Genomic DNA, 23,865 nt, shown 5'->3' with positions numbered 1-23,865 from the left:
CGAAATAGCGAACGCGCATGGCTGGCTTGCCCCCGACAGCGCGCTACCCGAAGACACCGTTCTGGCCTCGGCGCTGATGCGCAAGGAGGCCTTGCCCGCCACCTGCATCTCGACGCTGGAACCATGGCGCACGCAAATCGGCAATTGGTTTGCCGCCGGCATTCAAGGCACGGCCATCCACGCCACGCTGATGCGCAATCATGGCTACAGCGGCAGCTACTCGGCCGTGAATCGATTCCTCCATCAGCTCGTCGTCGACGACGTACCGGATGTACCGATGCGGCTGACGTTCAAACCGGCGGAGGCGGCCCAGGTCGATTTCGGCGCCGGCCCGCCGATCACCGACGTGCATACCGGAGAGATATTTAAAACGTGGTTCTTCGTGCTCACACTGGCGTGGTCGCGCCATCAATACGCCGAGTTCGTGCGCGACCAGTCCGTCGCTACTTGGCTCGGCTGTCACCGCCACGCCTTTGAATGGTTCGGTGGCAGCGTCGCGCGGGTGATCATCGACAACGCCAAATGCGCCATCACGCGGGCTTGCGTGTTCGAGCCGGAAGTGCAGCGCGCCTATGGCGAATGCGCCGAAGGATATGGCTTCAAGATCGATCCATGTCCACCGCGCGATCCGCAGAAGAAAGGCATCGTCGAATCGGGCGTCAAATACATCAAGGGTAGTTTCCTGCCGCTGCGCGAGTTTCGTGACTTGGCCGACGCCAACCGGCAACTGCACGAATGGGTGATGACGCAGGCGGGCAATCGCATTCACGGCACCACCCGCGAGGCACCGTTGAAACGCTTCGCCGACGTCGAACGAAGTCTGTTGATCACCTTGCCTGATGTGCCGCCCCAGCTCGCTACCTGGGCCAAGGTCAAGGTCCACCGCGACGCCCATGTCCAGTATGACTACAACTATTATTCCGTGCCGTTCCGGCTGGTCGGCCATGCGCTGTGGTTGAAGGCTTCCGACACCATGGTGACGCTGTATCGCGAGCAGGAGAGCGTCGCCACCCACGTGCGACTGACGCGGCGCGGCGAGCGCAAGACGGTGCACGACCATATGCCGGCAGCGGCGCAGGCCTGGCAACTGCAGGATACGCAATGGTGCCTGAAGGAGGCCGAGCGCATCGGCCCAGCCTGCTACGCCTTGGTGCATGCCCTGTTCGGCGACGCCGTTCTGATCCGCATGCGCGCGGTCCAAGGCGTACTGCGACTCAAGAACAAATACGGCGCGGCCCGACTGGAGGCGGCCTGTTCGCGCGCCAACCACTACGGCACGCCCGGCTACAAGGTGGTCAAGAGCATTCTGGAGAAAGGACTCGATCAGCAAACCCTGCTGGCGGCCTTCGATGCCCTAGCCAGCACCTATACCGAAGGCGGCCGCTTCTACCGCGACACGCAAACCATTCTTCAATGAGAACCCACATGCATCCCATTCCTGAACTTACCCCTTTGCTTAAACAATTGCGTCTGTCTGGCATTCTCGATTCACTCGAAGCGCGCAACCGCGAAGCGATCGACTGCAAGCTGGCATTTACCGAGTTCCTCAGCTTGCTGATCCACGATGAAGTCGCCCGCCGCGATCAGAAGAAGCTCGACCTGCGCATGCGGCGCGCCAACTTCCGCAACCAGAAGACGCTCGAAGGTTTCGACTTCGACCGCCTGCCCGGCCTGAACCGCGCTGCGGTCCATGACCTGGCGACCTGCCGTTTCATTGAGGAGAAAGTCGCCGTGCTGATTGCCGGCCCTTGCGGCACCGGCAAGAGCCATCTTGCGCAGGCGCTCGGGCATGCCGCCGCGCGCCAGGGCTATGACGTGCTGTTCATCACGCAAACGCAACTCATGAACAGTCTGCGCACCGCGCAAGCGATGGGGAATTACGACCGGCGCTTCCAGTATCTGGCGAAAGTCGCGCTCCTCGTGATTGACGATTTCGGGCTCAAGCCGCTGCGCTCACCCGAAGACGAGGATTTCCATGACCTCATCGCCGAGCGCTACGAGCGTACCGCGACCATCTTGACCTCCAACCTCGACTTCTCGGAATGGGGCGCTGCGTTCCCGGCCAACAAGATGCTCGGCGCGGCCACGCTGGACCGCTTGCGCCATGGCGCGTATCGGGTGGTGCTGGATGGAGAGAGTTACCGCAGCCTGAAACCGGCACCGGAGAAATTTACGCCGCCATCCGCGAAGGGAGGCAAGATCAAGGTGCCGTGATGTCGTTCTTCTAAATGCCGCTACCTGCGGTACGCGCCATGCTTTCGGCGGGCTACGGAGTTGCCGGACAAAAAACCGTCCGGCAAGGGCTACCGCCCCGGCTCCTACCGCCGAACTTCGCCATACCCCGGCGAAGCCCGCTGCATGGCGCTTTGATCCTTCGTCGCTGTACTGCCACTTTGGTTTGGCAACACGGCGACAATTCCCGCTTCCCGCGTCAAAAACGCACCCTGAAAATACACCCGATTACAGCAAAAAATGCTATTGCAAAATCACCCAAAATCGCGCATCCTCGCACCCAGTTTGAGCCCCTGATTTGATTGGTCCTCGTGGCGCCATTACGCCGCAAATCGGTGGCGTCTTAATGCCGGTAATTGACACCCGTTACGCAGTCAAGGTAGGCCGCACCTTTACCCACTAGAAATCGTTCGGACGGTGCCACCAATGGCTCGATGGCGGCAATCCCTGTCAGTGCTTGCTGGTCCTGTACGAAGGCGACCAGTAGACGTGCATGGTCCTGGGCACCCTGTGCCAACGTGTTCTCCGTCACGATATCAGACAGCTCCTTCGTCGACTTGACGATGACCGGTACGTCGACCTTCAGCGTCGATGCGATCGCGTCGGCAATATCAGCCGCATGCTTGGCTGGCGTTCCCTTCGTTGCCTGGAACACGGCATTGCCGCTACTTAAAAGCGTGGCGACATTGGTATAGCCAAGCTCACCCAAGAGGGCTCGGAACTCTGCCATCGGAACGCGCTTGGCCTTGCCAACATTGACACCACGCAGCAGGGCTAGAAAGGTCGGCATTGTGACGCCTTACAGTTGAGTTGAGGCGGGCCTGATGGCGCGCCGAAGGGTGGGGTCATGCCGCACGATTCAATGCCGCCGCATAGCGCGCGAGCGATCGGTTGTAGCGCGGGAGATACCCGGAGAGGGCTGCCAGGCTGATCGACAAGGCTTCTCTTTCGCGACCCAGATCTGCGAGCGCCAGGGCCAGGAATGCGGAAACAGCTTGGTCCAACTCGTCAGACGGTTGCTTCAACTCTTCAATGAGCATGTCAGCCGCTTGCTGGGGGTTGCCGAGATGTCGAAGCGAACTGGCCATCTGAATCCGAACCCTGCGCCGGCGCGTGCCAGACAGGCCAGCATCAAGTGCTGATTCATACAGGGTGACTGCCTCGTGCGGCGACCCGGTTGAATCGTAGGCGGCGCCCAGTTCAAAGAACGCGACCGGATGTCGTTCCGCTAGTTCAGCCGTGAGTTGTCGCATGGCGCCCACGAACTCCGTGTCGCCCATTTCGTCAATGCGTTTCCACAGATGGACGAGGCGAACTTCCCAGTCTTCGTTGGTCGTCATCGGCGGGAGCCCGGGCCGCTCGGGAGTTCGCATACCAACTGCCTACGCCCGACCCGAGCGCGCGACAACATGCCGTGCGAAGTTGTCCAGGATGGCCTGCCAGCCAGCGCGTTGCTGCTCTTCGGAGTGACTGTCCTCACCGTCGAATGTCACGGTGACGGTGACGCCGGAAGGCCCGTCGGAAAACTCTACCAGGCCGATACGTTCGCCGAACCTGTACTCGAGAAGTTGTTGCGGCACGACTTTCGTGAACTCGCCGGCAAAGTCGAACCCGAAACTACCGTCCTTCGCCTCCATGCGAGACGTGAACTTGCCGCCCACGCGCAGATCGACCGCGGACGCAGTGGTATGCCAATCGGGCGAAGCGGTGTTCCAGATCATGATATCGTCGGGCGAATTGTAGGCGCGCCAGACCTCGGCAACAGGCGCGGCAACATGGGTGGATACGGTGATCTTCATTGTGGCTCCTGTACAGATGGGTCGTGGTTCGTGAGGCTTGACGCTGGAGTTCGCCGGCGGCAGCATATCTTCTCCCGAAGCCGCGTTCAAACCCACAGCCGATACATCCAGAACGATTCGTCCTCGATGAACCGCAGCGCGAATTCGCCGGGAGAAAAACCGGTAATCCGCTTGGCCACCCGGTTCATGTGCGCCTGGTCGGCAAAGCCCTCGGACTGCGCCAGGCCGGCCCAGTCCAGCGGTTGCCCGGCCTCGTAGCGATCGCGCGCGGCGAAGAACAGATCTTCGGTGCGGACCAGTGATTGCCACTCGCGCAGGGAGCGGCCGCTGAATGACTTGATGCGCCGTTCGACATGACGCGTACTGTGGACGCTGCTCCATTGCTGGGCCTTCCACGCGAGGCGTCCGACCCAATGCCTGCCCATCTGGCGCAGCGATGGCTGTGCGCCCGTCCTGCCCTGCAAAGCTTGCCACGGCGCGGTGAGATGGTTCTCCAGCACCGGCAGCAGGGCGTCATCGTCGCTGGCCAGGAGTGCATCCCAGAGAGGCGCCCATTGCGCACCCAGCAGCTCGGCTGCTGGAACAAAGCGGTCCTGAATGGCGGCGAGGTCGAACCCGAACAGGGCCTGGGCCGCGTCCGCGTTGAAGCAAGCCATGTAGCCCCGGCCCGTGCTCGGGGCCCAGCTCGCGGTAGGGTGCGACTGGCTGCCCGAGATGACGACCGGCGACGCAAACGGGCGCCAGGACGGCCCGGTTGCGCTGTCCCCAATCAATCCCGCATCAAGGCCGCGATACCAGGAAATCGCCACCAGGGGTGACGCGGGAAAGTGGGACAGGCGCTGGGCACTCGTCAAGGCCAGCGAGCGCGTATCGCGGCCGACCAGGGCGACCAGCGCACCCTGCAATGCGGGCGGCGGCAGACGCAGCCATGAATGCGGAGCGCGGTGGCCGTCGGCGCGCGGGCCACGCTCCAGCTGGCCTGGCGGCAGCATTGACAGCGGTGGTTGAATGGAGCTCATCGCTTGCCAGTATAGCAAGCCGCTTCCCGCAAGCGGTGATGTCGTTTCGGTTCAATACACATCGCCAACCGCAGTCGACAATGCCGTCATGAATACTACCTCGCCTCCACAATGCCCATACGGGCACGGCAAAAATGCTGCCGCGCCTTCCCTCCATCCATCGGGGGTGTGGCCCCCGGGGCCACCGTCCGGACTGATCGGCTGGACCCTGCTACGCAGCATGTCCCGCGACCTGCTGGGCACGGTAGCGGAATGGCGCCAGGCCTACGGCGACGTGGTCCATTTGCGCATGTGGCCGGAACACCAGATTGTGGTGAGCGACCCGCAACTGGTGCGCGATCTGTTGGTCGGTCATCACCTGGAATTGCGCCGCTGGGAGCGCGGCATCAGCGTCTTCTCGCAGCTGCACGGGCACAGCGTTCTCACCGCCGAGGGGGAGGTGTGGCGCGCCAAGCGCTCCGCCTTGCAGCCAGGTTTTTCACCCAAGGCGGTGCAAGCCTTCGTTCCGGCTATCGCGGGTGCTGCCGCGAAGACGTTTGCACGCTGGCCCAGCGGCGGGGCGGACTGGCCTGTTGAAAGCGCGCTTACCTCACTCGCGATGGACGTCATCTTGCGCATGATGTTTTCCAGTGAGATTGACGAGGACGCGCGCGCCGCGGAAGTTGCGCTGAACGACACGGCCAAAGCCGCCAATGCCGAGATGTACTGGCCGGCAAGTTTGCCCGACTGGATGCCGTGGAAACGCGCCAAGCGGCGAGGCATCGCCTTGCTCAAGCGCCTGATCAGCGGACACGTCGAGAAAAGGCTGGCGCTGGCGCCCGATGCATGGCCGGAAGACCTGCTCAGCCGGCTGCTGGTTCTGCACCGCGACGATCCGGCGGCTTGGCCACTGAAGGCCGTGCACGACGAATGCATGACTGCTTTCCTGGCCGGCCACGAGACGACGGCGGCAACGCTGACCTGGTGGGCCTGGTGCATGGCGGCAAACCCGCAGGCGCAGGAGCTGGCGCGGCGCGAGGTGGAGACGGTATTGCAAGGCCGGCTGCCCACCGCGCAGGATCTTCCCGCGCTTGCCTACCTCGCCACTACGCTGCAAGAAACACTGCGCCTGTATCCCGCCGCGCCGGTCCTGTTGTCGCGCCGCTCCACGCAGGCGATTACGCTGGGCGGCTGGCAGCTTCCCGCTGGAACGATGTTCATGGTGCCGCTACAGTTAATGCAGCACGATGCGCGCTGGTTTCCGGACCCGACTGCGTTTCGCCCCGAGCGCTTCGACTGTGGCGCGCCGGACTTGCCGCGTGGGTCCTTCATGCCATTCGGCACAGGCCCCCGAGTTTGCCTGGGCCAGCACCTGGCAACGACGGAGATGACGGTCATCGCGGCAATGCTGTTGCAGCGCTTCACGGTGAGCGTTCCCGACGGGATGGTGGCGCCCCGGCCGGCTTTCAATATCACGCTGCGCCCGGAATGTCCGCTGCGTTTGCGCCTTAAGGAATACACGCACAGTGTGAACCACGGGCCTGCTTTCCCATCGGACTTGGGGAGCCCCTGAAGGCGAGCGAGTATTTTGCGGATATCAGCAACGCTGCCATACGCATGGCGAAGCTCGGATCAATGATTGCTTTGCAGACTTGGCACTCGCAATCCCTGTGGCGCCCAATGTTTGGGATGAGATGCGTGCTTTATCTTGAGTGAATGGTTCGGCCGTTTGCGCCTGTAGCAACCCGTTATTCTTGGGAGCGATCAAGTGCCGGAAGAAACGGTGCGACCTTGCTCTCAAGCAGCTTGACCAACGCAGGTTCCATGAACTTGTAGTTGTCTGGAATGTTGAGGCACACAACCCGCGTCCCTTTCAGATGCGCCTTGAACTGCTCCGACAATTTGGACTTTTGCTTCTTCTCCATGACGAAGATGAGGTCCGCCCACTCGACAAGCTCCGTCGATACAGGAACCTCTGCATCGTGACTCAGCCCGGCCGAGGCGCATTCAATACCAGGATGCGCTGAGAAAATTTGCTCAGCGGTGGGACTACGCCACTTGTTTTTACCGCAGATGAAGAGGACGTTGTACATGCGGAACCTGGGGTCTAACGATTGACATGCGTGACGGCCGTCGGGAGTAGCCCTTGGGTGCTCCTCCGGATGGAAGGGTCAGTCCGCACCGGAGCTCGCAACCCAAATGGCTACGCTTGAGGTCCGCGCGGGGCAACATGACCTGCGAAGTCGTCCACGACGGTCTGCCAGCCCGCGCGTTTCTGCTCATCGGAGTGACTGTCCTCACCGTCAAATGTCACGGTTCACTTGGGTGGATTGAACCGTTCCGGGAACTCGCGCCGCGCGCTGGCGAGTACGCCCGGCAGATCTTCAAGGCTTCCATACCGCCGCATTTCGGAGGTGCGCACCCTGAATCCGATGCGCCACCGACCGGCGTTGTTGAGCCGTCCCGGAACGACCCGGAAATAGGGTTCTGTGCAAAGATTCAGGCGGATGTTGTGTCCGCCGGCCGACGCGGAGTCGAGGCAGTAGATACCCTCAGGAACCTCGAGCATGACCATCGTATTGCCGAGCACCATTCCCCCATAGGTTGTGTCCGTGTTGAGGTTTCTTACCCAGAAGCCATCGGTCGTTCCACCCCCGATGTCGCCAGGGTCGCGATCGATGCTGTCGACGATTTGTACCTGTACGTCGATGAGCAGGAGGCCGTTCTCTTCAGCATGTGCGCTAATTGAAGCCAAGGCCAGGCAGTGGGCCAGAAGGGCGACCAGCAGAATTCTCAATGCGTGGAAACGCCTGGTTTGAAGGCGAAGAAAGGTTCGGCTGGGCATTGCATGACGTGCTATAGAGCACCCTAACTTGATATCCATTGGACAATGTCAATTTAATAATGAATATTGCAAGATAGCATGGAAAGCTGACTCCGAGCGGAGGTGCACTCTGGTTTTTGTCTTACCCAATAAATTTTTATACGTCGAGTTTTAACAGCACCGACAAACCACGCAAATCCGTTTTGATTTCCACGCACCTGTTGGATCGAGTTAGTGAGTGTCGTCGCTACATGTATTGCCAGCCGTTCGTGCAAAAAACAATACTCAAAAATCGCGAAAAGATTTGACGGACTACCTCAGGGCGCGAAGCGGACGAAACAGGTTACTCAGTCAGCGAATTTCCTTCGGGCTGTGCATGTATGCTCAAGTTTTTTTACACGCTCAAAACTGTCACGGTCACGGGTCACGAAGAACATGTGCGGTGTACCGGCCCCGAGTACATGAAGGGGCTGAGTCATCCGAATTTGCTCCCAAAACAACTCGGTCGTATCGCATTCACTAAGGGGTGAAAAGCTGTAGCAGTTCACATAATTGCGTGTCGGGACAAGGCTCGGGACAACATCAAAAACATACCATTCATCGAACCCAGGCGCTGGCAACTCTGCGGCTTCAGTAATCTCTTTGCTAATCGCAACTGTTTCGGCAAGACGCCAGCCGGCCGTCAGCTCGTCCACAGTTAGTGTATAGGGACCACTGTCGCACGATGTAATCGCAACACGTTTTCCCAGCACCAGTTCAGGGGCAACTTGAAGTAGATCAGAAAGGGAAGGATCCCACGCCGTGGACCATTGCATCGCCCAGTATCCGTATCGTTCAATGCTGTGTGTCATAAAGGCTTTTCCAAGGAAAAATGCTGGACGTCCAGTAAGGCCACCCTCACCAAACTTTAAGGCTGCCTTTGGCCGGAACCCGCCCGTCGCACGCGTGCCAAATCCCGCTAGCAACACGGAACAAACACCCCGCAAGCCCTCGCCTAAACGGAGGCCGGCGGCCCCGCGCGCTTTTCCAGCCGCTGCGCATTGCGTTTCAGCGCGGCGTCCACCCCCTGCAGCACCGCCTCGGCATTGAACGGCTTGAGGATATATCCCGCCGCACCCATCTCCATGCAGGTCTTGATGGTCTCGATGTCCTGGCGGCCGCTGATCATCAGCACGGCGGCATCCGGGCACTGGACGAGCAGATCGCGCAAGACCTCAACGCCGCTGCGGTCGGGCAGCTCGATATCGAGGCAGATCATGGCGGGGCGGCGTTCCAGTGCGGCGGCCAGGCCGAGCTGGGCGGTGCCGACATCGGCGACGACCTCGTGGCGCTCGGCCACCAGAATGCTGCGCAGGATGGTGCGGGTCATTTCATTGTCATCAACGATCAGGACGTTCATTTTTTCTCTCGTTCGGTGGCGCGACGGGGCGACTTCAGGCAGCTTGACGAGGATGGTCGCATCCTGGGCAGACATGGTCGCATTGCAATGATACTAACCGAGAAGCCGGCGCTGCAGCGCGATCGGGGCGATCAAAAAAAAGCGGCATTCGCTCGCTGCGAATGCCGCCTTGGATTGCTGCAACAGCGTCCGGTCTGCTTACAGCACTTCGCTCGCATGGTCGGCCAGACGCGAGCGTTCGCCGCGCGCCAGCGTGACATGGCCGCTGTGGGCCCAGCCCTTGAAGCGATCCACCACATAGGTCAGGCCGCTCGATCCTTCGGTCAGATACGGCGTATCGATCTGCGCGATGTTGCCGAGGCAGATGATCTTGGTGCCCGGACCGGCGCGCGTGACCAGTGTCTTGATCTGTTTCGGCGTCAGATTCTGCGCTTCATCGACGATCAGGAACTTGTTGACGAAGGTGCGGCCACGCATGAAGTTGAGTGACTTGATCTTGATGCGCGAGCGGATCAGATCCTGCGTTGCGGCCCGGCCCCATTCGCCGGCATCCGAATCGGACTTGTTCAACACTTCCAGGTTGTCGTCGAAGGCGCCCATCCATGGCGACATTTTTTCTTCCTCGGTGCCGGGCAGGAAACCAATGTCTTCACCGACCGGCACGGTCACGCGGGTGACGATGATTTCGTTGTAGATCTTGGTTTCCAGCACCTGCGCCAGCCCGGCCGCCAGCGCCAGCAGCGTCTTGCCGGTACCGGCCTGGCCGAGCAGCGTGACGAAATCGCATTCTGGATTCATCAGCAGATTGAGCGCGAAATTCTGTTCGCGGTTCTTGGCCGTGATGCCCCAGACATTGCTCTTGGTGTGGCCGTAATCGCGCAAGGTTTGCAGCACCGCGGTCTTGCCGTTGATCTGGCGCACCTGGCCATAGAACATCGGTTCGCCGTTTTTGGGCTCCAGATACACGAACTGGTTGACCAGCATCTGCGCCACCGTCGGCCCGGTCAGGCGATAGAAGGTGTAGCCGGTGCCGTTCTTGTTTTCCTGCCACGACTCGATGCCCTTGCCATGCTTGTTCCAAAAGTCATCCGGCAATTGCAGGATGCCGGAGTAGAGCAGGTCGGTGTCTTCCAGCACATGGTCGTTGAAGTATTCCTCGGCCGGCAATCCCATCGCGCGCGCCTTGATGCGCATGTTGATGTCTTTCGACACCAGCACGATGGCGCGGCCCGGGTATTGCGTCTCCAGTGCGCGCACCACGCCCAGGATCTGGTTGTCCGCCTTGCCGACCGGCAGGCCCTCGGGCAACGCCATGTGCGTCAGTTTGGTCTGGAAGAACAACCGGCCCTTGGCATCCTTGTTGCCCAGTTTGGCGAGCGGGATGCCGTTTTCGATGTTGCCGTCGGCCATATCGCCGACCAGCGCGTCGAGCGAACGCGACACCTGCCGCGCGTTGCGCGCGACTTCGGACATGCCCTTCTTGTGGTCGTCGAGCTCCTCGAGGGTCATCATTGGCAGATACACGTCGTGTTCCTCGAAGCGGAACAGCGAGCTTGGATCGTGCATCAGGACATTGGTATCAAGTACGAACAGTTTGGTTTGACCGCCTTTGTCGGCCAGCCGGCTGACCGCCGATTTCGGTTTGACCACGGCCGGTTTGGCGGCCTTGACTTCGCGGATGCGGGCGGGTGTGTCGGTAACAGGGGCGCGCGCGACGGGCAGGGCGGCGGCCTCCAGGATTGCAGGGGTGGATGCAACCGCAGCGACAACCGGCGTCACGTACGATTTCACGATCTTGCTCTTGTCTGCCTTCGGGTAATCGATCGGTGACAGCAAGGCGGCAGGTTTGGTCGGAATTTTTGGCAGGGGCATCAGGACCTCGATCTGGTAACAGTGGAGTCATGCCATGATTTGCACCATGACGAACGGGGTCGAACAGTGGCAACAACAGTACTGCAAGAGGGTTGAACAAAGTGCAGAAAGCCGTTTGTGGCCGGGGCAACTGCCCTGACCAGAAACGGCTTTCCAGAAAGATAGGAGGATGAATTCAATGGCTGACGACTTAGGCAAGAGCCTTCACAAATTCCAGGACATCATCAACGTGACCAGGCACTTTCACTCCACGCCATTCTTTCACCAATCGGCCTGAAGCGTCAATCACAAAGGTGGTGCGTTCGATCCCGCGCACCTGCTTGCCATACATGTTCTTCATTTTCATCACGTTGAACATCAGGCAAACCGTCTCGTCCGGATCGGAGATGAGCTCGAACGGCATGCCCAGCTTGGCCTTGAAGCCTTCGTGCGAGCGCAGGCTGTCGCGGCTGATGCCGAACACGATCGCATTGGCCTGCTCGAATTCGGGGTACAGGTCGCGAAAGCGCAGGCTCTCTGCGGTGCAGCCAGGCGTATTGTCCTTCGGATAAAAAAACAGGATGACCTTCTTGCCGAGGTGATCCGACAACTTGAAAGGCGTGGCGCCGGTGATCGGCGCGGAGAAGTCGGGGACAATCATGTTCAATGCAGAGGGGCTGTCAGCCACGTAGATCTCCTGGTCAAGAATGTTTTTACTGTTTTGTATGCACCAGCAGGTCACCTGACCGGCCGGGCAGCGTGCCCCATTGGATCGGATTGACCGGTAATTCGCGCTGACCGATTGCGTCGTGGTATTGCGCCATCGAAGACAGTTGGTACCCTTGCGCGCGCCAGCCAGCCAGCAGCTGTTCGAAGATGGGGGCAAGTTTTTGCCCTTCAAGCTCGGCATGCAAGGTATACACATGATCGCGCGGACTCTCGGTCAACTTCAGCAGCGTAGCGGCGATATTTGACGGCGTGATGACCGTGCCGTCGATGGTGCGGCCCAACAATTCATCCAGCGTCGGCAGCGTGGTCGGCATCTGGATGCAGTTCAGGGTCGCGCCGAACGCGCTCAACCGGTGCGGCCCGCTGGCCGGATCGGTCAGGCTGCCGTCGTCGTTGAGCTGGGCGCGTTCGTCGGAGGCGTAGGCGATTCCGAAGCGGTCCAGCTGGGCAAACGCATGCGGATTCATTTGCCAGCCGGCCGCGCCGTGGGTGTGGGGAGCGGCACCGAAGATGTCGCTGAAGCGATCGAACGACTGCTGCATCTGCGCCTGCGTCCATGCTGCTTCCTGCCCGCGCACGTTGTCTTGCCAGACCACATGATCCCAGGTGTGGATGCCGCATTCGAAGCCGTCGTCGCGCACCGCGCGCAGTTCGGCCGCGCATTCCTTGCCGATATCCGGCGCCGGTAGCAAGACACCGTACATCAGGGTCTTCAGGCCATAGTGTTCGACCACCGAAGTGCGCGACACCTTTTGGAAAAAACCGGGCCGAAACGCCCGCCGCAACGCCCAGCCGGTGTGATCCGGCCCGAGCGAAAACAGGAAGGTGGCGTTGGCCTGATGCTGCGCCAGGTTGCGCGCCAGATTCGGCACCCCCTCGCGTGTCCCGCGAAAGGTGTCGACGTCGATCTTGAGAACGAGCTTGGGCATCAATCCATCAACGCGCGGGCTTCGGCCACCTGGCCGCGGTAGGCGTCGAAGATGTTGCGCAGCGTGTCAGCCATCGAGGTGGTCGGATTCCAGTCGAGTTCGGTGCAGGTGTTGGTGATTTTCGGCACCCGGTTCTGCACGTCCTGGTAGCCCTTGCCGTAGTACGTCGCCGAGGTGGTTTCGACCAGCTGCACTTTCTTGGCGGTGTCGGCGTATTCGGGATAGTCGGCCGCCAGCGTCAGCATCATGCCGGCCAGATCGCGGATCGAATAATTGTTGACCGGATTGCCGATGTTGTAGATCTTGCCGGTGGCAATGCCATCCTTGTTGGCGATGATCTTGATCAGCGCATCGATACCGTCGTCGATATACGTGAAGGCGCGCTTTTGCTGGCCGCCGTCGACCAGCGAGATGTTTTCGCCGCGCACGATATGGCCGAAGAACTGGGTCACCACGCGCGAGCTGCCTTCCTTGGCGGTATGGATCGAATCGAGGCCGGCGCCGATCCAGTTGAACGGACGGAACAGCGTGAAGTTCAGGCCTTCCATGCCGTAGCCCCAGATCACCCGATCCATCAGCTGCTTGGCGCACGAATAGATCCAGCGTGGCTTGTTGATCGGGCCGCAGATCAATTCGGATTCTTCCGGATCGAATTGCTCGTCATGGCACATGCCATAGACTTCGGAGGTGGACGGGAACACCAGGTGCTTGCCGTACTTGGCGGCCGAACGCACGATCGGCAGGTTGGCTTCGAAATCCAGCTCGAACACCCGCAGCGGTTCCTTGACGTAGGTCGACGGCGTGGCGATCGCCACCAGCGGCAGGATCACGTCGCACTTCTTGACGTGATACTCGACCCATTCCTTGTTGATGGTGATGTCGCCTTCAAAGAAATGCATGCGCGACTTGTATTCGGGATTGTCGAGGATGTCAGTGATGCGGTCCGTCATCATGTCCATGCCATACACGTGCCAGTCGGTGGTTTCGAGAATGCGTTTGGACAGGTGATGACCGATGAAGCCGTTGACGCCGAGGATGAGGACTTTTTTCATGAGCTGTGCTTTCGTTGGGGAGCTGGCCGCCGGCCAAAACAGGGTGGCGGATTAATGCGGGTTGTCGATCAGTGCTTGCTGCAATTGTTCCGGTGTGACGGTGTTGCCATTGGCGGTAAGTGTCCGGATTGCTATCGCCTGGCCATCGTTGCCGACGCCAAATATCGAATTATCCACTACTGCCAGTCCCGCAGGCAAATCGGCGAAGGTCCGGCGCGCCATGCGGGCCGCGCCAATCACGTAAGTCGTCGCGCCGAGCACGGTGAACGCACCCGGATAGGGCGGCGCCACCGCACGATGGAGGTTGTAGATGGCTTGCGCCGGCTGCTGCCAGTCGATGCGGCCATCTTCGGCCTTGCGCCCGCCGAAGTAACTGCCTTTGCTCAAGTCGTTCGGCAAGCGCGGGATGCGGCCGGCCAGCATCTCCGGCAACACGTTCCACAAGGTCTGCTCGGCGGCCACCACCACTTTGCCGAACACCTGAAACGCGGTGTCGTCGGGCAGGATCGGCACGCTGGTCTGGGCAATGATCGCGCCGGCATCGGGCTTGGCCAGCATCTCGTGCAGCGTCGCGCCGGTGACCTGCTCGCCGTGCAGCACCGCCCAGTTGATCGGTACCCGTCCGCGGTATTTGGGCAGCAGCGAGCCGTGCATGTTGAAGGCGCCGACGCGCGCATGCGCCAGCAACCCCACTGGCAGCATGTGGCGATAGTAAAAGCTGAAGATGAAATCCGGCGCAATGGCGCGCACTTGTTGATCGAGCTCCGCACTGGCAGGATCTTCCGGCGTGGTTACCGCGATGCCATGCTCGGCGCACAGCGCGGCGACCGAGTCGAACCAGATGGTTTCGGCCGGATTGTCCTGATGCGTCACCACCAGTGCGATGTCGACGCCGCGCGCCAGCAGCACCTGGATGCAGCGCACGCCGACATTATGATAGGCGAATACGACGGCGCGCACGGGTTACAGCTCCAGTGTGCTGCTGATGGAGGGCGCCGGCTGTTCGGCGGCCTCCTGCAACACGGCCTGGATCACATAGCGCGGGCGACCGCGCACCTGCTGGTAAATCCGGCCGACGTATTCGCCCACCAGGCCGATACCGAACAGCACGACGCCGATCATGAAGAAGACGATGGCAAACAGGGTGAACACGCCCTCGACCTCGGCGCCGAACAGGAAGCGTCGCGCCAGCAGGATCGCGAACAACGCCGCCGACAGGATCGACAGGCCGATCCCGAAGAGTGAAAAGAATTGCAGCGGCATCAGCGAAAAGCCGGTGATCAGGTCGAAGTTCAGCCGGATCAGGCTGTACAGCGAGTACTTGGATTCGCCGGCCGAGCGTTCTTCATGCTCGACGATGATCTCGGTCGGCTTGCGCGCAAAGGTGTAGGCCAGCGCCGGCACGAACGTGTTGACCTCGCTGCACTGATTGATCAGGTCGATCACATTGCGTCCGTAGGCGCGCAGCATGTTGCCCTGGTCGGTCATCTTGATATGGGTGATGCGCTCGCGCAGGCGGTTCATGGCGCGCGATGCGTAGGTGCGGAACACCGAATCCTGGCGGTCGCGCCGGATCGAGCCGACGTAATCAAAGCCTTCGCGCATCTTGGCGACCAGATGGCCAATCTCTTCCGGCGGATTTTGCAGGTCGGCGTCGAGGGTCACGGTAATGTCGCCGCGGGTGGCCTGGAAACCGGCCAGTATCGCCATATGCTGGCCATAGTTGCCATTGAAAAGCACCACGCGCGTGACATCCGGCCGCAGCCGGAACTGGTCGGCCAGGATCATCGTAGAGGCGTCGCGGCTGCCGTCGTTGACGAACACGACTTCATAGCTGTAGCCGAGCGCGTCGAGGGCCGGGTACAGCCGTCCGAACAGCTTGGCCAGGCCAGCTTCTTCGTTATAAATCGGAATGACGACGGAGAGTTGGGGTTTCATCGGCAGCCGTAAAATTATTGAAGGACGGATTTTACTGCGTCGACCGCGCGTTCGACATCGCTTTCGTTCATGGTGGAGAACATCGGCAACGAAACAATGCGACGACCAACCCGCTCGGCGACCGGGAACATGCCCTCGGTGAAGCCGCGGGCGCGGTACAGGCTCAACAGGTGAATCGACGGATAGTGATAGCCGATGCCAATCTGGCGCGCCATCATTTGTTCCATGAAGTGCGCGCGCGTGATGCGTTCGGGCAGCACCAGCTGGAACATGTGCCAGTTCGAATTTTCAAGATCGGCCACCGGCAGTTGCGCGCCGGTGCTGGCTTCGAAGTCGGCGCCGAACTGGGCGAAATAGTGTTTGGCCAGTCTGCGCCGGGTCGCGGTGATGGTGTCGAGGTGGACGAACTGGCCCAGTCCGATCGTGGCGGCGACATCGGTCATGTTGAATTTGCCGCCCAGCACGTCGACATCGAGGCCGTCGAAGCCGCTGCGGGTGACGCCTTGCAGGCGATATTTTTCAGCCACGCGCGCTTCGTCGGCATTGTTGAGCACCAGGCAACCACCTTCCGAGGTGGTGATGTTCTTGTTGGCCTGGAAGCTGAACGACACCATGTCGCCAAAGGCGCCGATGCGTTTGCCGTGCCAGCTTGAGCCGAGCGCCTGGGCGGCGTCCTCGACCACGCGCAGGTCGTACTTGTTGGCAATCGCATACAGACGTTCCATGTCGACCGGCAGGCCGGACAGATAGACCGGAATGATCGCCTTGGTGCGCGGCGTGATCGCGGCTTCCAGCTTGTCGAGGTCGATATTGCGGGTGACCGGGTCGATGTCGGCAAACACCGGCGTGGCACCGACCTCGATGATCACATTGGCGGTGGCGACCCACGAAATCGGCGTCGTGATGACTTCGTCGCCGACCCCGATGCCGGCGATGCGCAGCGCGATCTCCATCGTGCAGGTGCCGGAATTGAAGGTGCGCACCGGGCGGCCGCCGAAGTATTCCGACAGCATGTCCTCGAATGCCAGCACCTTTGGTCCGCTGGTGATCCAGCCGGAGCGCAGCACGTCGCCGACAGCGGCAATGGTGGCTTCATCGATGGTCGGTTTGGAAAAGGGCAGGAAGGGCAGGGTCATGGCGGGAGTTCGATTGGGTTGTAGGAGGGCGAACGATTAGCTGCGCGCCAGCAGGATGACACCGACGATGATGACGCCGATGCCAAGGATGCGCTGGGTCGAAATGATTTCACCCAGAAAATACCACGCGCCGATCGCATTGATGATGTAGCCAATCGACAGCATCGGATAGGCAATGGTGACGTCGACGCGCGACAGGCCGACGATCCAGACCAGCACCGACACCACATAACAGGTCAGTCCGCCAAGGATCGGTAGCTGGGTGGCCAGCTTGATGCCGGTGCCGAACCAGTTCTCGGCAGTCAGGTGAATGGCGCCGACCGCATTGGTGCCGGCCTTGAGCAGCAACTGGGCGACGGCATTGAGGCAGATGCCGGTCAGGATAAAAGCGAAGGTCGATGCATTCATGAGGGGGCGATCAGGGCTGGAGTTGGTTGGTGACGATCACCCGGCGCGGATCGGCGCCAATGACCCGCATCGGCAAGCCGAGCTGTTGCAGGTCGAGGTAGACATCGGGGCGAATGATGGCAATGGCCTTGCCGGGCTCGGCGCGCCATTGCGTGACGAAGTCGTCCAGTTCGGGAATCCACAGTTCCGGTTGCTGCTGCAGGCCGAATTCCAGTTCGTCGGCATGCGCCACCAGCTTGGTGGTGCGCTGCAGGTAAAACGGCAACGACTGCTCATAACGCTGGACCGCATACATCCGCGTCTGCGGGGTCAGTTCGGCCTTGACCGCGGCGACCAGCGCGTAGCCGGCGGCATAGCGACCCAGCGGATCGTGGCCGAGCATCAGGCACTGACCGGCGAGGAAGCCGGCAAAGGCGGTCACGGCGATCGCCGCGGTGGTGTGACGACGCGTGAGCAACATGGCAAACGCGCCGCCGCATGCAGCAATGGCTGCCGCAACGGCAATGCACGGCAGATAGGCTTGATACAGCGGCAACTCGAATGGCGTATTTGCCAGCAGTGGCACGCGTTGCAGCAAAGCCAGTCCGGCGATGCCCAGTGCCGTCAGCAGGGCTGCGTTGAGCAGCAGCACGCGTTGCGAGACCCGTTCGAGATAGCAGGCCAGCAGCAACGCCAGTGCCGGGAAGATCGGCAGGATGTAGGACGGCAGCTTGGAGCTGGAGATGCTGAAAAAGAAAAAGATGAAGCCAGCCCAGACCAGCAGCATTTTTTTCGGCTGGAAGGTACCCGGCACATTGCGCACGCCCTGCAGCACGCCCTGCACCAGCACGCCCAGCCAGGGCACCATGCCCAGCAGCAGGATCGGCAGGAAGTAATACAGGGGCCCGGCGCGATGGTGGATCTTGCTGGTAAAGCGCTGCAAGTGCTCGTGGATGAAGAAAAAGTGCGGAAACTCAGGGTTGTCCAGGGACACCAGCACGAACCACGGCGTCGTGATCAGGAAAAACACCAGCAGCCCGGCGCCGATGTGCAACCGTTTCCAGATCGACCAGTCGCGCGCCACGAAGGTGTAGATGAACAGCACCGCGCCCGGCAGCACGATGCCGATCAAGCCCTTGGACATCACCGCCAGCGCCATGCCGGCCCAGCACCACAGCATCCAGTTGCGCTGTTCGGTGGCGCTGGCGTCGTCGCGTTGCGCCAGCAGCAGCGCGCACAGCGCCAGTGTCATCATGGCCGACAGGCCCATGTCGAGCGTATTGATATGGCCCAGCATCGCCCACAGCACGCTGGAGCCCAGCACCAATGCGGCATTGCGCCCGACACTGGGGCCGAACAGGCGTTTGCCGGTGAAGGCCACGGCGGCCACGCCGAACAGGCCGCACAGTCCGGTCCACAGGCGTGCCTGCCATTCGCCGAGGCCGAACAGCTCGAACGTCAACGCATTCATCCAGACTTGCAGCGGGGGTTTTTCAAAGTACTTGATGCCGTTCAGGCGGGTGGTGATCCAGTTGCCGGTGGCGACCATTTCGCGCGCCATTTCGGCATAGCGGCCTTCGTCGGTCGGCACCAGCACGCGGGCGCCGAGGCCATAAAACCACACCACGCAAAACGTGACCAGGCCGATCCAGAACAGTACGCGGGCATTGAGGATGGCGCGCATCTCAGGCGGACGGCGCATCGAAAATCAGCGCCAGCGCGACCTTGCGGCCCTCGGCCATCAGAATGTTGTAGGTGCGGCAGGCGGCCTGGTTGTCCATGCATTCGACGCCGATGCGGCGCGCGGTAAGTGCGGCAATCAGGCGCGGATGGACAAAACGTTGGCGCGCTCCGGTGCCAAGAATGATCACGTCCGGGCGCTGCGCGTCGAGCGACGCGAAATCGTCGGCGGCAAGCGTCTCGAACGACGCCACCGGCCAGTCGACCGGCGCGACTTCCGGCAGCATGAACAGGCTGCGGCTGAAGCGCTTGAGGTTGATTTCGACGCCATCGGTATCGTAGGCGGTGACGGTTTGGTACTGTTGGGTTGTGGTGTGATGCAGCTTCATGCGGCCCGGACGTGTGTCACGTTATGGTTCGACAAAAGAAGCATTGTAGCGGCACTCCCATGTTAACGATTGATAAATGAAGGCGCTTTCGGCAAAATAGGTTTTTTCGCGGTGCAACATGGACCGCCTCATTCGCTTTCTCACTCGCCGCATCAACAGAAGGGACGCCATCGTGCGACCGATTCAAAAGTCCAGGAAACTGGCAGACGTGTGCTACGACATCCGCGGGCCAGTGCTTGAAAAAGCCAAGCAGATGGAAGATGAAGGCCACAAGATCATCAAGCTCAACATCGGCAATCTCGCTGCGTTCGGTTTCGATGCGCCCGACGAGATCGTGCAGGACATGATTCGCAACATGCAGAACGCGTCCGGCTACACCGATTCCAAAGGCTTGTTCGCGCCGCGCAAGGCGATCATGCATTACACCCAGGAAAAGCGCATCGCCGGGGTCACCATCGAGGATGTCTACCTCGGCAATGGCGCCTCCGAGCTGATCGTGATGAGCATGAATGCACTGCTCAACAGCGGTGATGAAGTGCTGGTGCCGGCGCCGGATTATCCGCTGTGGACCGCCGCGGTCAGCTTGTCGGGCGGCACGCCGGTGCATTACGTGTGCGACGAACAGGCCGACTGGTGCCCGGACATCGCCGACATCAAGAGCAAGATCAACGCCAATACCCGCGCCATCGTCGTCATCAATCCGAACAACCCGACCGGGGCGCTGTATCCGGACGCGCTGCTGCTGCAGATCGTCGAACTGGCGCGCCAGCATCAGCTGATCGTGTTCGCCGACGAGATCTACGACAAGGTGCTGTACGACGGCGCCAGGCATACGTCGATGGCATCGCTGGCCGATGATGTGCTGTTCATCACCTTCAACGGACTGTCCAAGAATTACCGCTCGTGCGGTTACCGGGCCGGCTGGATGGTGGTCTCGGGCGAAAAGAAACACGCGCGCGATTACATCGAAGGCCTCAACATGCTGACTTCGATGCGGCTGTGCGCCAATGCGCCCGGGCAATACGCGATCCAGACGGCGCTGGGTGGCTATCAGAGCATCAACGATCTGGTCGGCCCGGGCGGTCGGCTGCTGCGTCAGCGCGATATCGCGCACAAGATGCTGACCGATATTCCGGGCGTCACCTGCGTCAAGCCGAAATCGGCGCTGTACATGTTTCCCCGTCTTGATCCGGTGATGTACCCGATTACCAATGATCAGGATTTTGCTTACCAGTTGCTGGCCGAAGAGCGTGTACTGATCGTGCAGGGTACCGGCTTCAACTGCTTTACGCCTGACCATTTCCGCGTCGTGTTCCTGCCGAACTCGGATGACCTGGCCGAATCGATGGGACGCATTGCCCGCTTCCTCGACGGCTATCGGAAACGGCACGGCACCGCGTAATTTCATTTGTAGTCCGACTCACGAATTCTCATCCATGAAACCTATCAAAGTTGGTCTGTTAGGAATCGGCACCGTCGGTGCCGGTACCTTCAATGTTCTGAAGCGCAATCAGGAAGAAATTACCCGCCGCGCCGGTCGCAGCATTGAAATCGCCATGGTCGCCGACCTGGATGTCGAGCGCGCCCGCGCACTCACGAACGGCGAATGCGAGGTCGTCAGCGACGCCAATCTGGTGGTGTCCCATCCCGATATCGATATCGTCATCGAACTCATCGGTGGCTACGGCATCGCGCGCGACCTCGTGATGAAAGCCATCGCCAACGGCAAGCACGTTGTGACGGCCAACAAGGCGCTGCTGGCCTTGCACGGCAATGAAATTTTTGCGGCCGCGCAGGAGAAGGGCGTGATCGTCGCGTTCGAAGCCGCGGTCGCCGGCGGTATCCCGATCATCAAGGCGCTGCGGGAGGGCCTGACTGCCAACCGCATCCAGTGGATCGCCGGGATCATCAACGGCACCACCAATTTCATTTTGTCCGAAATGCGCGACAAGGGACTGGATTTCGACACCGTGCTGAAAGAAGCGCAACGGCTCGGGTACGCTGAAGCCGACCCGACGTTCGACATCGAAGGCGTCGATGCCGCGCACAAGGCAACCCTGATGGCGGCGATTGCGTTCGGGATTCCGGTCCAGTTCGCCAAGGCCCACGTCGAGGGCATCACCAAACTGGAAGCGACCGATATCCGCTACGCCGAACAACTGGGCTACCGCATCAAGCTGCTCGGCATTACCAAGCGCACCCCCAATGGCATCGAGTTGCGCGTGCACCCGACCCTGATTCCGGCCAAGCGCCTGATCGCCAATGTCGAGGGCGCGATGAACGCGGTGCTGGTGCATGGCGATGCGGTCGGCGCCACGCTGTATTACGGCAAGGGCGCCGGCGCCGAACCGACTGCCTCGGCGGTCATTGCCGATCTGGTCGACATTGCCCGGCTGGCCACCGCCGACCCCGGCCATCGCGTACCGCATCTGGCATTCCAGCCGGATGCGATGGCCGATACGCCGATCCTGCCGATGTCCGAAATCACCACCAGCTACTACCTGCGCATGCATGTCGCCGACATTCTCGGCGTGCTGGCGGCGGTAACGCGGATTCTGGCCGACTCCAACATCTCGATCGATGCGATGCTGCAAAAGGAACCGGCCGAAGGCGAAACCCAGACCGACATCGTGATGCTCACGCACCAGACCCAGGAAAAGCTGGTCGATGCCGCCATCGCGCGCATCGAAGCGCTGCCAACCGTCATCGGCAGCGTGACGCGGATTCGGCTCGAAGAGCTGGACTGACCTTCAGTCCTGCCCGCTCGGCGCTGCGGCGTTGCCGGTTGCGTCCCTGCCTTGGCGTAGCGACGAAGACAGTTGCAGTCGCCCCGCCAGCGGCACGTAGGGCTCGTACACATTGCTGCGCTGCCCATCCGGATCGGTGCCCGTCGATGCCCGTGCGCGGGCGGCCCTCAGGGCCGCAACCATTGCACTGGTTGCGCGCTGTGGTTGCGTGCTCGTCAACGGCTCCGGGGCCAGCAGCGGGACCTCCACCGTGGCCTGAGCCGGCACGGCGGGCTTGACCTCGGGTTCCGCCGGCACGCTGGTCTGCGGCATGGCCGGGGGCGGCACCGGCTGCGCGGGTTGATAGCCCTTGCCGCGGAAATACACCACCTTGGCCTTCATCGCCAGCACCAGTTCCGAGCGCGTGACCGAGTCGCTCCTGCCGTTTTGACTCAGGCCGCGCCGCGCGTCCGACGCATCGCGATCGATCGTAATTCCACCCAATAAAATCATGTCGCCCGGCCGGGCCCGGACCACGGTATTGATCTCGCGGTCGGCGGTGGTCGGCAGGGTCAGGTCGGTGCCGAGCGCGGTGAATTTGCTCAGGCTGACGATTTCCGAGATAGCCAGTCCGATCCGGGTGTACACGGTGTTGTCGCTGAAGTCGCCGAACAGCGTCAGATCCAGCCCGGTTTTCAGGTCGCGCGTCTCGGTGGTGACCTGATTCACCGAGGTGGAAAAATTGGTGCCGACCTTGGAAACGTAGGTGGTCGACTGGCCCACCCGCAAACTGCCCCGGGTACCGGAAATGACGGCCAGGCGCGGCCGCGAGATCGCCTTCACATTGCCTTGCGTTTGCAGGAAATTGATCAGCATGTCGATCGAAAAACGCGACGACGACAGCACCAGTCCGAGCCCGAGGCTGCTCAGCGTGCCGCTGGCGGCGTTGCCAATGGCTGGCGCGCTGCTGGCCGTGTCGGTGGCGCTTGCGGCCGGCTTTGCGGCTTGCCCGGGCGTGCCGGCCCAGCCCAGTTTGTTTCACTGGATGCCGGTATCGGAATTGTCCTTCAGGTCGACCTGAAAAATGTTCACGTCGTAGATGATCAGCGAACGCGTGTTGCGAATTTTTTGCAGATAGCTTTCGATCTTCGCCAGCGACGGTCGATTCGCATGGAACACCAGCAACGGTTGAGGCGATCGATGTACGGGTCCTTGGCGCCGAGGAACTGCAGGGTATTGGCCAGCCCGGCGGTATTGTCTTCGGACAGCGCCGGTGGCAGCTCGACCACGAATTGCTGCTCCTGCTGGATGAGCAGGGTGTTCTTGCGGTACGCATAGAAAAAGCCGATCGATTCCGACAGGCTGTCGAGCACCTCGGCCAGGCTGCCCTTGACATCGAACGCTGCGACGGTGCCGAAGCGCTCGCTGCCGTGACTGCCGCCCTCGATGTTGAGGGCGATGTCGGTGTCCTTCAGGACCAGTCGCAAGGCATCGTAGACGCCGGATTCGGTGACATTGAGTCCGTGCACGCGCACATTGGGCAGGCGGCCGCTGTCGACCATCGGGCGCAACAGGAAGATGTCGTCCGAGCCGAAGCCGGCATCGATATCCAGCTGTGCCTCGTTGCCGCCATCGTCGATGGTTTTTGTCTCGGGTGACTTGAGCATGCCGGCTTGCGGCGTCGCCAGCGGCCTGGGCAGACTGGCGCAGCCCTGCACCAGCAGCAGGAGCAACAGCACTGCCGTGCCTGCGCGTTGGCGTGGTGTCGTGTTGGAAGTCTGTTTCATGTCGGTGTC

At 61.1% G+C, this 23,865-nt stretch carries 26 protein-coding genes; 6 read left to right on the top strand and 20 right to left on the bottom strand.

Features of this window, described 5'->3' with window-relative positions; genetic code table 11:
• Positions 1-1,417, top strand: a 1,417-nt coding sequence (gene istA, locus RCH09_RS11750) for an IS21 family transposase (RefSeq protein ID WP_326941270.1), incomplete at its 5' end; no start/stop codon positions are given.
• 8 nt (positions 1,418-1,425) lie between these two features.
• Positions 1,426-2,214: an IS21-like element helper ATPase IstB gene (gene istB / locus RCH09_RS11745; protein WP_326941269.1), complete on the top strand. Its 789-nt coding sequence runs from the start codon at positions 1,426-1,428 to the stop codon at positions 2,212-2,214.
• Positions 2,215-2,575: 361 nt separating this feature from the next.
• Here the strand turns inward: istB and RCH09_RS11740 are convergent, their stop codons facing one another.
• The 4 genes from RCH09_RS11740 to RCH09_RS11725 all read right to left on the bottom strand — a co-directional run bounded on the left by RCH09_RS11740 (position 2,576) and on the right by RCH09_RS11725 (position 5,050).
• Positions 2,576-3,022 (bottom strand): DUF1697 domain-containing protein, encoded by a 447-nt coding sequence (locus RCH09_RS11740; protein ID WP_326941268.1) that lies wholly within the window; start codon positions 3,020-3,022, stop codon positions 2,576-2,578.
• Positions 3,023-3,077: 55 nt separating this feature from the next.
• The gene (locus tag RCH09_RS11735) at positions 3,078-3,572 is read right to left on the bottom strand and encodes a tetratricopeptide repeat protein (protein ID WP_326941267.1); all 495 of its coding nucleotides are present in this window, start codon (positions 3,570-3,572) and stop codon (positions 3,078-3,080) included.
• 42 nt (positions 3,573-3,614) lie between these two features.
• Positions 3,615-4,031: an SRPBCC domain-containing protein gene (locus RCH09_RS11730; RefSeq protein ID WP_326941266.1), complete on the bottom strand. Its 417-nt coding sequence runs from the start codon at positions 4,029-4,031 to the stop codon at positions 3,615-3,617.
• Positions 4,032-4,117: 86 nt separating this feature from the next.
• Positions 4,118-5,050 (bottom strand): helix-turn-helix domain-containing protein, encoded by a 933-nt coding sequence (locus RCH09_RS11725; protein ID WP_326941265.1) that lies wholly within the window; start codon positions 5,048-5,050, stop codon positions 4,118-4,120.
• A gap of 88 nt (positions 5,051-5,138) precedes the next feature.
• Here RCH09_RS11725 and RCH09_RS11720 point away from each other — a divergent pair, with 88 nt between their 5' ends.
• Positions 5,139-6,602: a cytochrome P450 gene (locus tag RCH09_RS11720; RefSeq protein WP_326941278.1), complete on the top strand. Its 1,464-nt coding sequence runs from the start codon at positions 5,139-5,141 to the stop codon at positions 6,600-6,602.
• Positions 6,603-6,777: 175 nt separating this feature from the next.
• Here RCH09_RS11720 and RCH09_RS11715 read toward each other — a convergent pair whose 3' ends face one another.
• The 14 genes from RCH09_RS11715 to RCH09_RS11650 all read right to left on the bottom strand — a co-directional run bounded on the left by RCH09_RS11715 (position 6,778) and on the right by RCH09_RS11650 (position 19,343).
• On the bottom strand, positions 6,778-7,122 hold the full coding sequence (locus RCH09_RS11715) for a low molecular weight protein tyrosine phosphatase family protein (RefSeq protein WP_326941264.1): 345 nt from the start codon (positions 7,120-7,122) through the stop codon (positions 6,778-6,780).
• Positions 7,123-7,346: 224 nt separating this feature from the next.
• Complete coding sequence (locus RCH09_RS11710) at positions 7,347-7,826, bottom strand: hypothetical protein (protein WP_326941263.1); 480 nt, start codon at positions 7,824-7,826, stop codon at positions 7,347-7,349.
• A 374-nt stretch (positions 7,827-8,200) separates the two neighbouring features.
• The gene (locus tag RCH09_RS11705; RefSeq protein ID WP_326941262.1) at positions 8,201-8,704 is read right to left on the bottom strand and encodes a hypothetical protein; all 504 of its coding nucleotides are present in this window, start codon (positions 8,702-8,704) and stop codon (positions 8,201-8,203) included.
• A 143-nt stretch (positions 8,705-8,847) separates the two neighbouring features.
• Positions 8,848-9,252 carry a response regulator transcription factor gene (locus RCH09_RS11700; RefSeq protein ID WP_326941261.1) on the bottom strand — a complete coding sequence of 135 codons (405 nt, stop codon included), beginning with the start codon at positions 9,250-9,252 and terminating at the stop codon, positions 8,848-8,850.
• Positions 9,253-9,450: 198 nt separating this feature from the next.
• Positions 9,451-11,124: a PhoH family protein gene (locus RCH09_RS11695; protein WP_326941260.1), complete on the bottom strand. Its 1,674-nt coding sequence runs from the start codon at positions 11,122-11,124 to the stop codon at positions 9,451-9,453.
• A gap of 190 nt (positions 11,125-11,314) precedes the next feature.
• Complete coding sequence (locus RCH09_RS11690; protein ID WP_326941259.1) at positions 11,315-11,791, bottom strand: peroxiredoxin; 477 nt, start codon at positions 11,789-11,791, stop codon at positions 11,315-11,317.
• A 25-nt stretch (positions 11,792-11,816) separates the two neighbouring features.
• Positions 11,817-12,761 (bottom strand): polysaccharide deacetylase family protein, encoded by a 945-nt coding sequence (locus RCH09_RS11685; RefSeq protein ID WP_326941258.1) that lies wholly within the window; start codon positions 12,759-12,761, stop codon positions 11,817-11,819.
• Positions 12,761-13,813, bottom strand: coding sequence for a bifunctional UDP-4-keto-pentose/UDP-xylose synthase (locus RCH09_RS11680; protein ID WP_326941257.1), 1,053 nt, complete (start codon positions 13,811-13,813; stop codon positions 12,761-12,763). The genes RCH09_RS11685 and RCH09_RS11680 overlap by 1 nt, the downstream gene beginning before the upstream one ends.
• 51 nt (positions 13,814-13,864) lie before the next feature.
• Entirely contained in the window at positions 13,865-14,773 is a 909-nt protein-coding gene (locus RCH09_RS11675) for a formyltransferase (protein ID WP_326941256.1), read from the bottom strand.
• Positions 14,774-14,776: 3 nt separating this feature from the next.
• Positions 14,777-15,751, bottom strand: coding sequence for a glycosyltransferase (locus tag RCH09_RS11670; protein ID WP_326941255.1), 975 nt, complete (start codon positions 15,749-15,751; stop codon positions 14,777-14,779).
• Between the two features lie 14 nt (positions 15,752-15,765).
• Positions 15,766-16,887, bottom strand: a complete 1,122-nt coding sequence (locus tag RCH09_RS11665; protein WP_326941254.1) for a DegT/DnrJ/EryC1/StrS family aminotransferase — start codon at positions 16,885-16,887, stop codon at positions 15,766-15,768.
• Positions 16,888-16,923: 36 nt separating this feature from the next.
• Positions 16,924-17,295: an EamA family transporter gene (locus tag RCH09_RS11660; protein WP_326941253.1), complete on the bottom strand. Its 372-nt coding sequence runs from the start codon at positions 17,293-17,295 to the stop codon at positions 16,924-16,926.
• Between the two features lie 10 nt (positions 17,296-17,305).
• Positions 17,306-18,958 (bottom strand): glycosyltransferase family 39 protein, encoded by a 1,653-nt coding sequence (locus RCH09_RS11655; RefSeq protein WP_442785033.1) that lies wholly within the window; start codon positions 18,956-18,958, stop codon positions 17,306-17,308.
• A gap of 1 nt (position 18,959) precedes the next feature.
• On the bottom strand, positions 18,960-19,343 hold the full coding sequence (locus RCH09_RS11650; protein WP_326941251.1) for an Mth938-like domain-containing protein: 384 nt from the start codon (positions 19,341-19,343) through the stop codon (positions 18,960-18,962).
• 172 nt (positions 19,344-19,515) lie between these two features.
• Here RCH09_RS11650 and RCH09_RS11645 point away from each other — a divergent pair, with 172 nt between their 5' ends.
• Entirely contained in the window at positions 19,516-20,745 is a 1,230-nt protein-coding gene (locus tag RCH09_RS11645; protein ID WP_326941250.1) for a pyridoxal phosphate-dependent aminotransferase, read from the top strand.
• Between the two features lie 34 nt (positions 20,746-20,779).
• Positions 20,780-22,090: a homoserine dehydrogenase gene (locus RCH09_RS11640; protein ID WP_326941249.1), complete on the top strand. Its 1,311-nt coding sequence runs from the start codon at positions 20,780-20,782 to the stop codon at positions 22,088-22,090.
• 3 nt (positions 22,091-22,093) lie between these two features.
• Here the strand turns inward: RCH09_RS11640 and RCH09_RS11635 are convergent, their stop codons facing one another.
• On the bottom strand, positions 22,094-22,945 hold the full coding sequence (locus tag RCH09_RS11635; RefSeq protein ID WP_326941248.1) for a hypothetical protein: 852 nt from the start codon (positions 22,943-22,945) through the stop codon (positions 22,094-22,096).
• On the opposite strand from RCH09_RS11635, the gene RCH09_RS11630 reads away from it, so the two are divergent.
• Complete coding sequence (locus tag RCH09_RS11630) at positions 22,944-23,150, top strand: hypothetical protein (RefSeq protein ID WP_326941247.1); 207 nt, start codon at positions 22,944-22,946, stop codon at positions 23,148-23,150. The two genes, RCH09_RS11635 and RCH09_RS11630, sit on opposite strands and share 2 nt — an antisense overlap.
• Before the next feature lie 22 nt (positions 23,151-23,172).
• Here the strand turns inward: RCH09_RS11630 and RCH09_RS11625 are convergent, their stop codons facing one another.
• On the bottom strand, positions 23,173-23,856 hold the full coding sequence (locus RCH09_RS11625; RefSeq protein WP_326941246.1) for a hypothetical protein: 684 nt from the start codon (positions 23,854-23,856) through the stop codon (positions 23,173-23,175).
• Positions 23,857-23,865: the final 9 nt, after the last annotated feature.

It is taken from the genome of Actimicrobium sp. GrIS 1.19 (assembly GCF_035984655.1).
In the GTDB taxonomy this organism is placed as follows: Bacteria; Pseudomonadota; Gammaproteobacteria; order Burkholderiales; family Burkholderiaceae_D; genus Actimicrobium.
The sequence above is the reverse complement of the archived record's forward strand: the minus strand, read 5'-3'. Positions and strand labels throughout refer to the sequence as shown.

Excerpts from the sequence above, each read along its gene's own strand:
- istB (WP_326941269.1), top strand. The coding sequence starts at position 1,426 with ATGCATCCCATTCCTGAACTTACCCCTTTGCTTAAACAATTGCGTCTG.
- RCH09_RS11740 (WP_326941268.1), bottom strand. The coding sequence starts at position 3,022 with ATGCCGACCTTTCTAGCCCTGCTGCGTGGTGTCAATGTTGGCAAGGCC.
- RCH09_RS11735 (WP_326941267.1), bottom strand. The coding sequence starts at position 3,572 with ATGACGACCAACGAAGACTGGGAAGTTCGCCTCGTCCATCTGTGGAAA.
- RCH09_RS11730 (WP_326941266.1), bottom strand. The coding sequence starts at position 4,031 with ATGAAGATCACCGTATCCACCCATGTTGCCGCGCCTGTTGCCGAGGTC.
- RCH09_RS11725 (WP_326941265.1), bottom strand. The coding sequence starts at position 5,050 with ATGAGCTCCATTCAACCACCGCTGTCAATGCTGCCGCCAGGCCAGCTG.
- RCH09_RS11720 (WP_326941278.1), top strand. The coding sequence starts at position 5,139 with ATGAATACTACCTCGCCTCCACAATGCCCATACGGGCACGGCAAAAAT.
- RCH09_RS11715 (WP_326941264.1), bottom strand. The coding sequence starts at position 7,122 with ATGTACAACGTCCTCTTCATCTGCGGTAAAAACAAGTGGCGTAGTCCC.
- RCH09_RS11705 (WP_326941262.1), bottom strand. The coding sequence starts at position 8,704 with ATGACACACAGCATTGAACGATACGGATACTGGGCGATGCAATGGTCC.
- RCH09_RS11700 (WP_326941261.1), bottom strand. The coding sequence starts at position 9,252 with ATGAACGTCCTGATCGTTGATGACAATGAAATGACCCGCACCATCCTG.
- RCH09_RS11695 (WP_326941260.1), bottom strand. The coding sequence starts at position 11,124 with ATGCCCCTGCCAAAAATTCCGACCAAACCTGCCGCCTTGCTGTCACCG.
- RCH09_RS11685 (WP_326941258.1), bottom strand. The coding sequence starts at position 12,761 with ATGCCCAAGCTCGTTCTCAAGATCGACGTCGACACCTTTCGCGGGACA.
- RCH09_RS11680 (WP_326941257.1), bottom strand. The coding sequence starts at position 13,813 with ATGAAAAAAGTCCTCATCCTCGGCGTCAACGGCTTCATCGGTCATCAC.
- RCH09_RS11670 (WP_326941255.1), bottom strand. The coding sequence starts at position 15,751 with ATGAAACCCCAACTCTCCGTCGTCATTCCGATTTATAACGAAGAAGCT.
- RCH09_RS11665 (WP_326941254.1), bottom strand. The coding sequence starts at position 16,887 with ATGACCCTGCCCTTCCTGCCCTTTTCCAAACCGACCATCGATGAAGCC.
- RCH09_RS11660 (WP_326941253.1), bottom strand. The coding sequence starts at position 17,295 with ATGAATGCATCGACCTTCGCTTTTATCCTGACCGGCATCTGCCTCAAT.
- RCH09_RS11655 (WP_442785033.1), bottom strand. The coding sequence starts at position 18,958 with ATGCGCGCCATCCTCAATGCCCGCGTACTGTTCTGGATCGGCCTGGTC.
- RCH09_RS11650 (WP_326941251.1), bottom strand. The coding sequence starts at position 19,343 with ATGAAGCTGCATCACACCACAACCCAACAGTACCAAACCGTCACCGCC.
- RCH09_RS11640 (WP_326941249.1), top strand. The coding sequence starts at position 20,780 with ATGAAACCTATCAAAGTTGGTCTGTTAGGAATCGGCACCGTCGGTGCC.
- RCH09_RS11630 (WP_326941247.1), top strand. The coding sequence starts at position 22,944 with ATGTCGATCGAAAAACGCGACGACGACAGCACCAGTCCGAGCCCGAGG.
- RCH09_RS11635 (WP_326941248.1), bottom strand. The coding sequence starts at position 22,945 with ATGCTGATCAATTTCCTGCAAACGCAAGGCAATGTGAAGGCGATCTCG.
- RCH09_RS11625 (WP_326941246.1), bottom strand. The coding sequence starts at position 23,856 with ATGAAACAGACTTCCAACACGACACCACGCCAACGCGCAGGCACGGCA.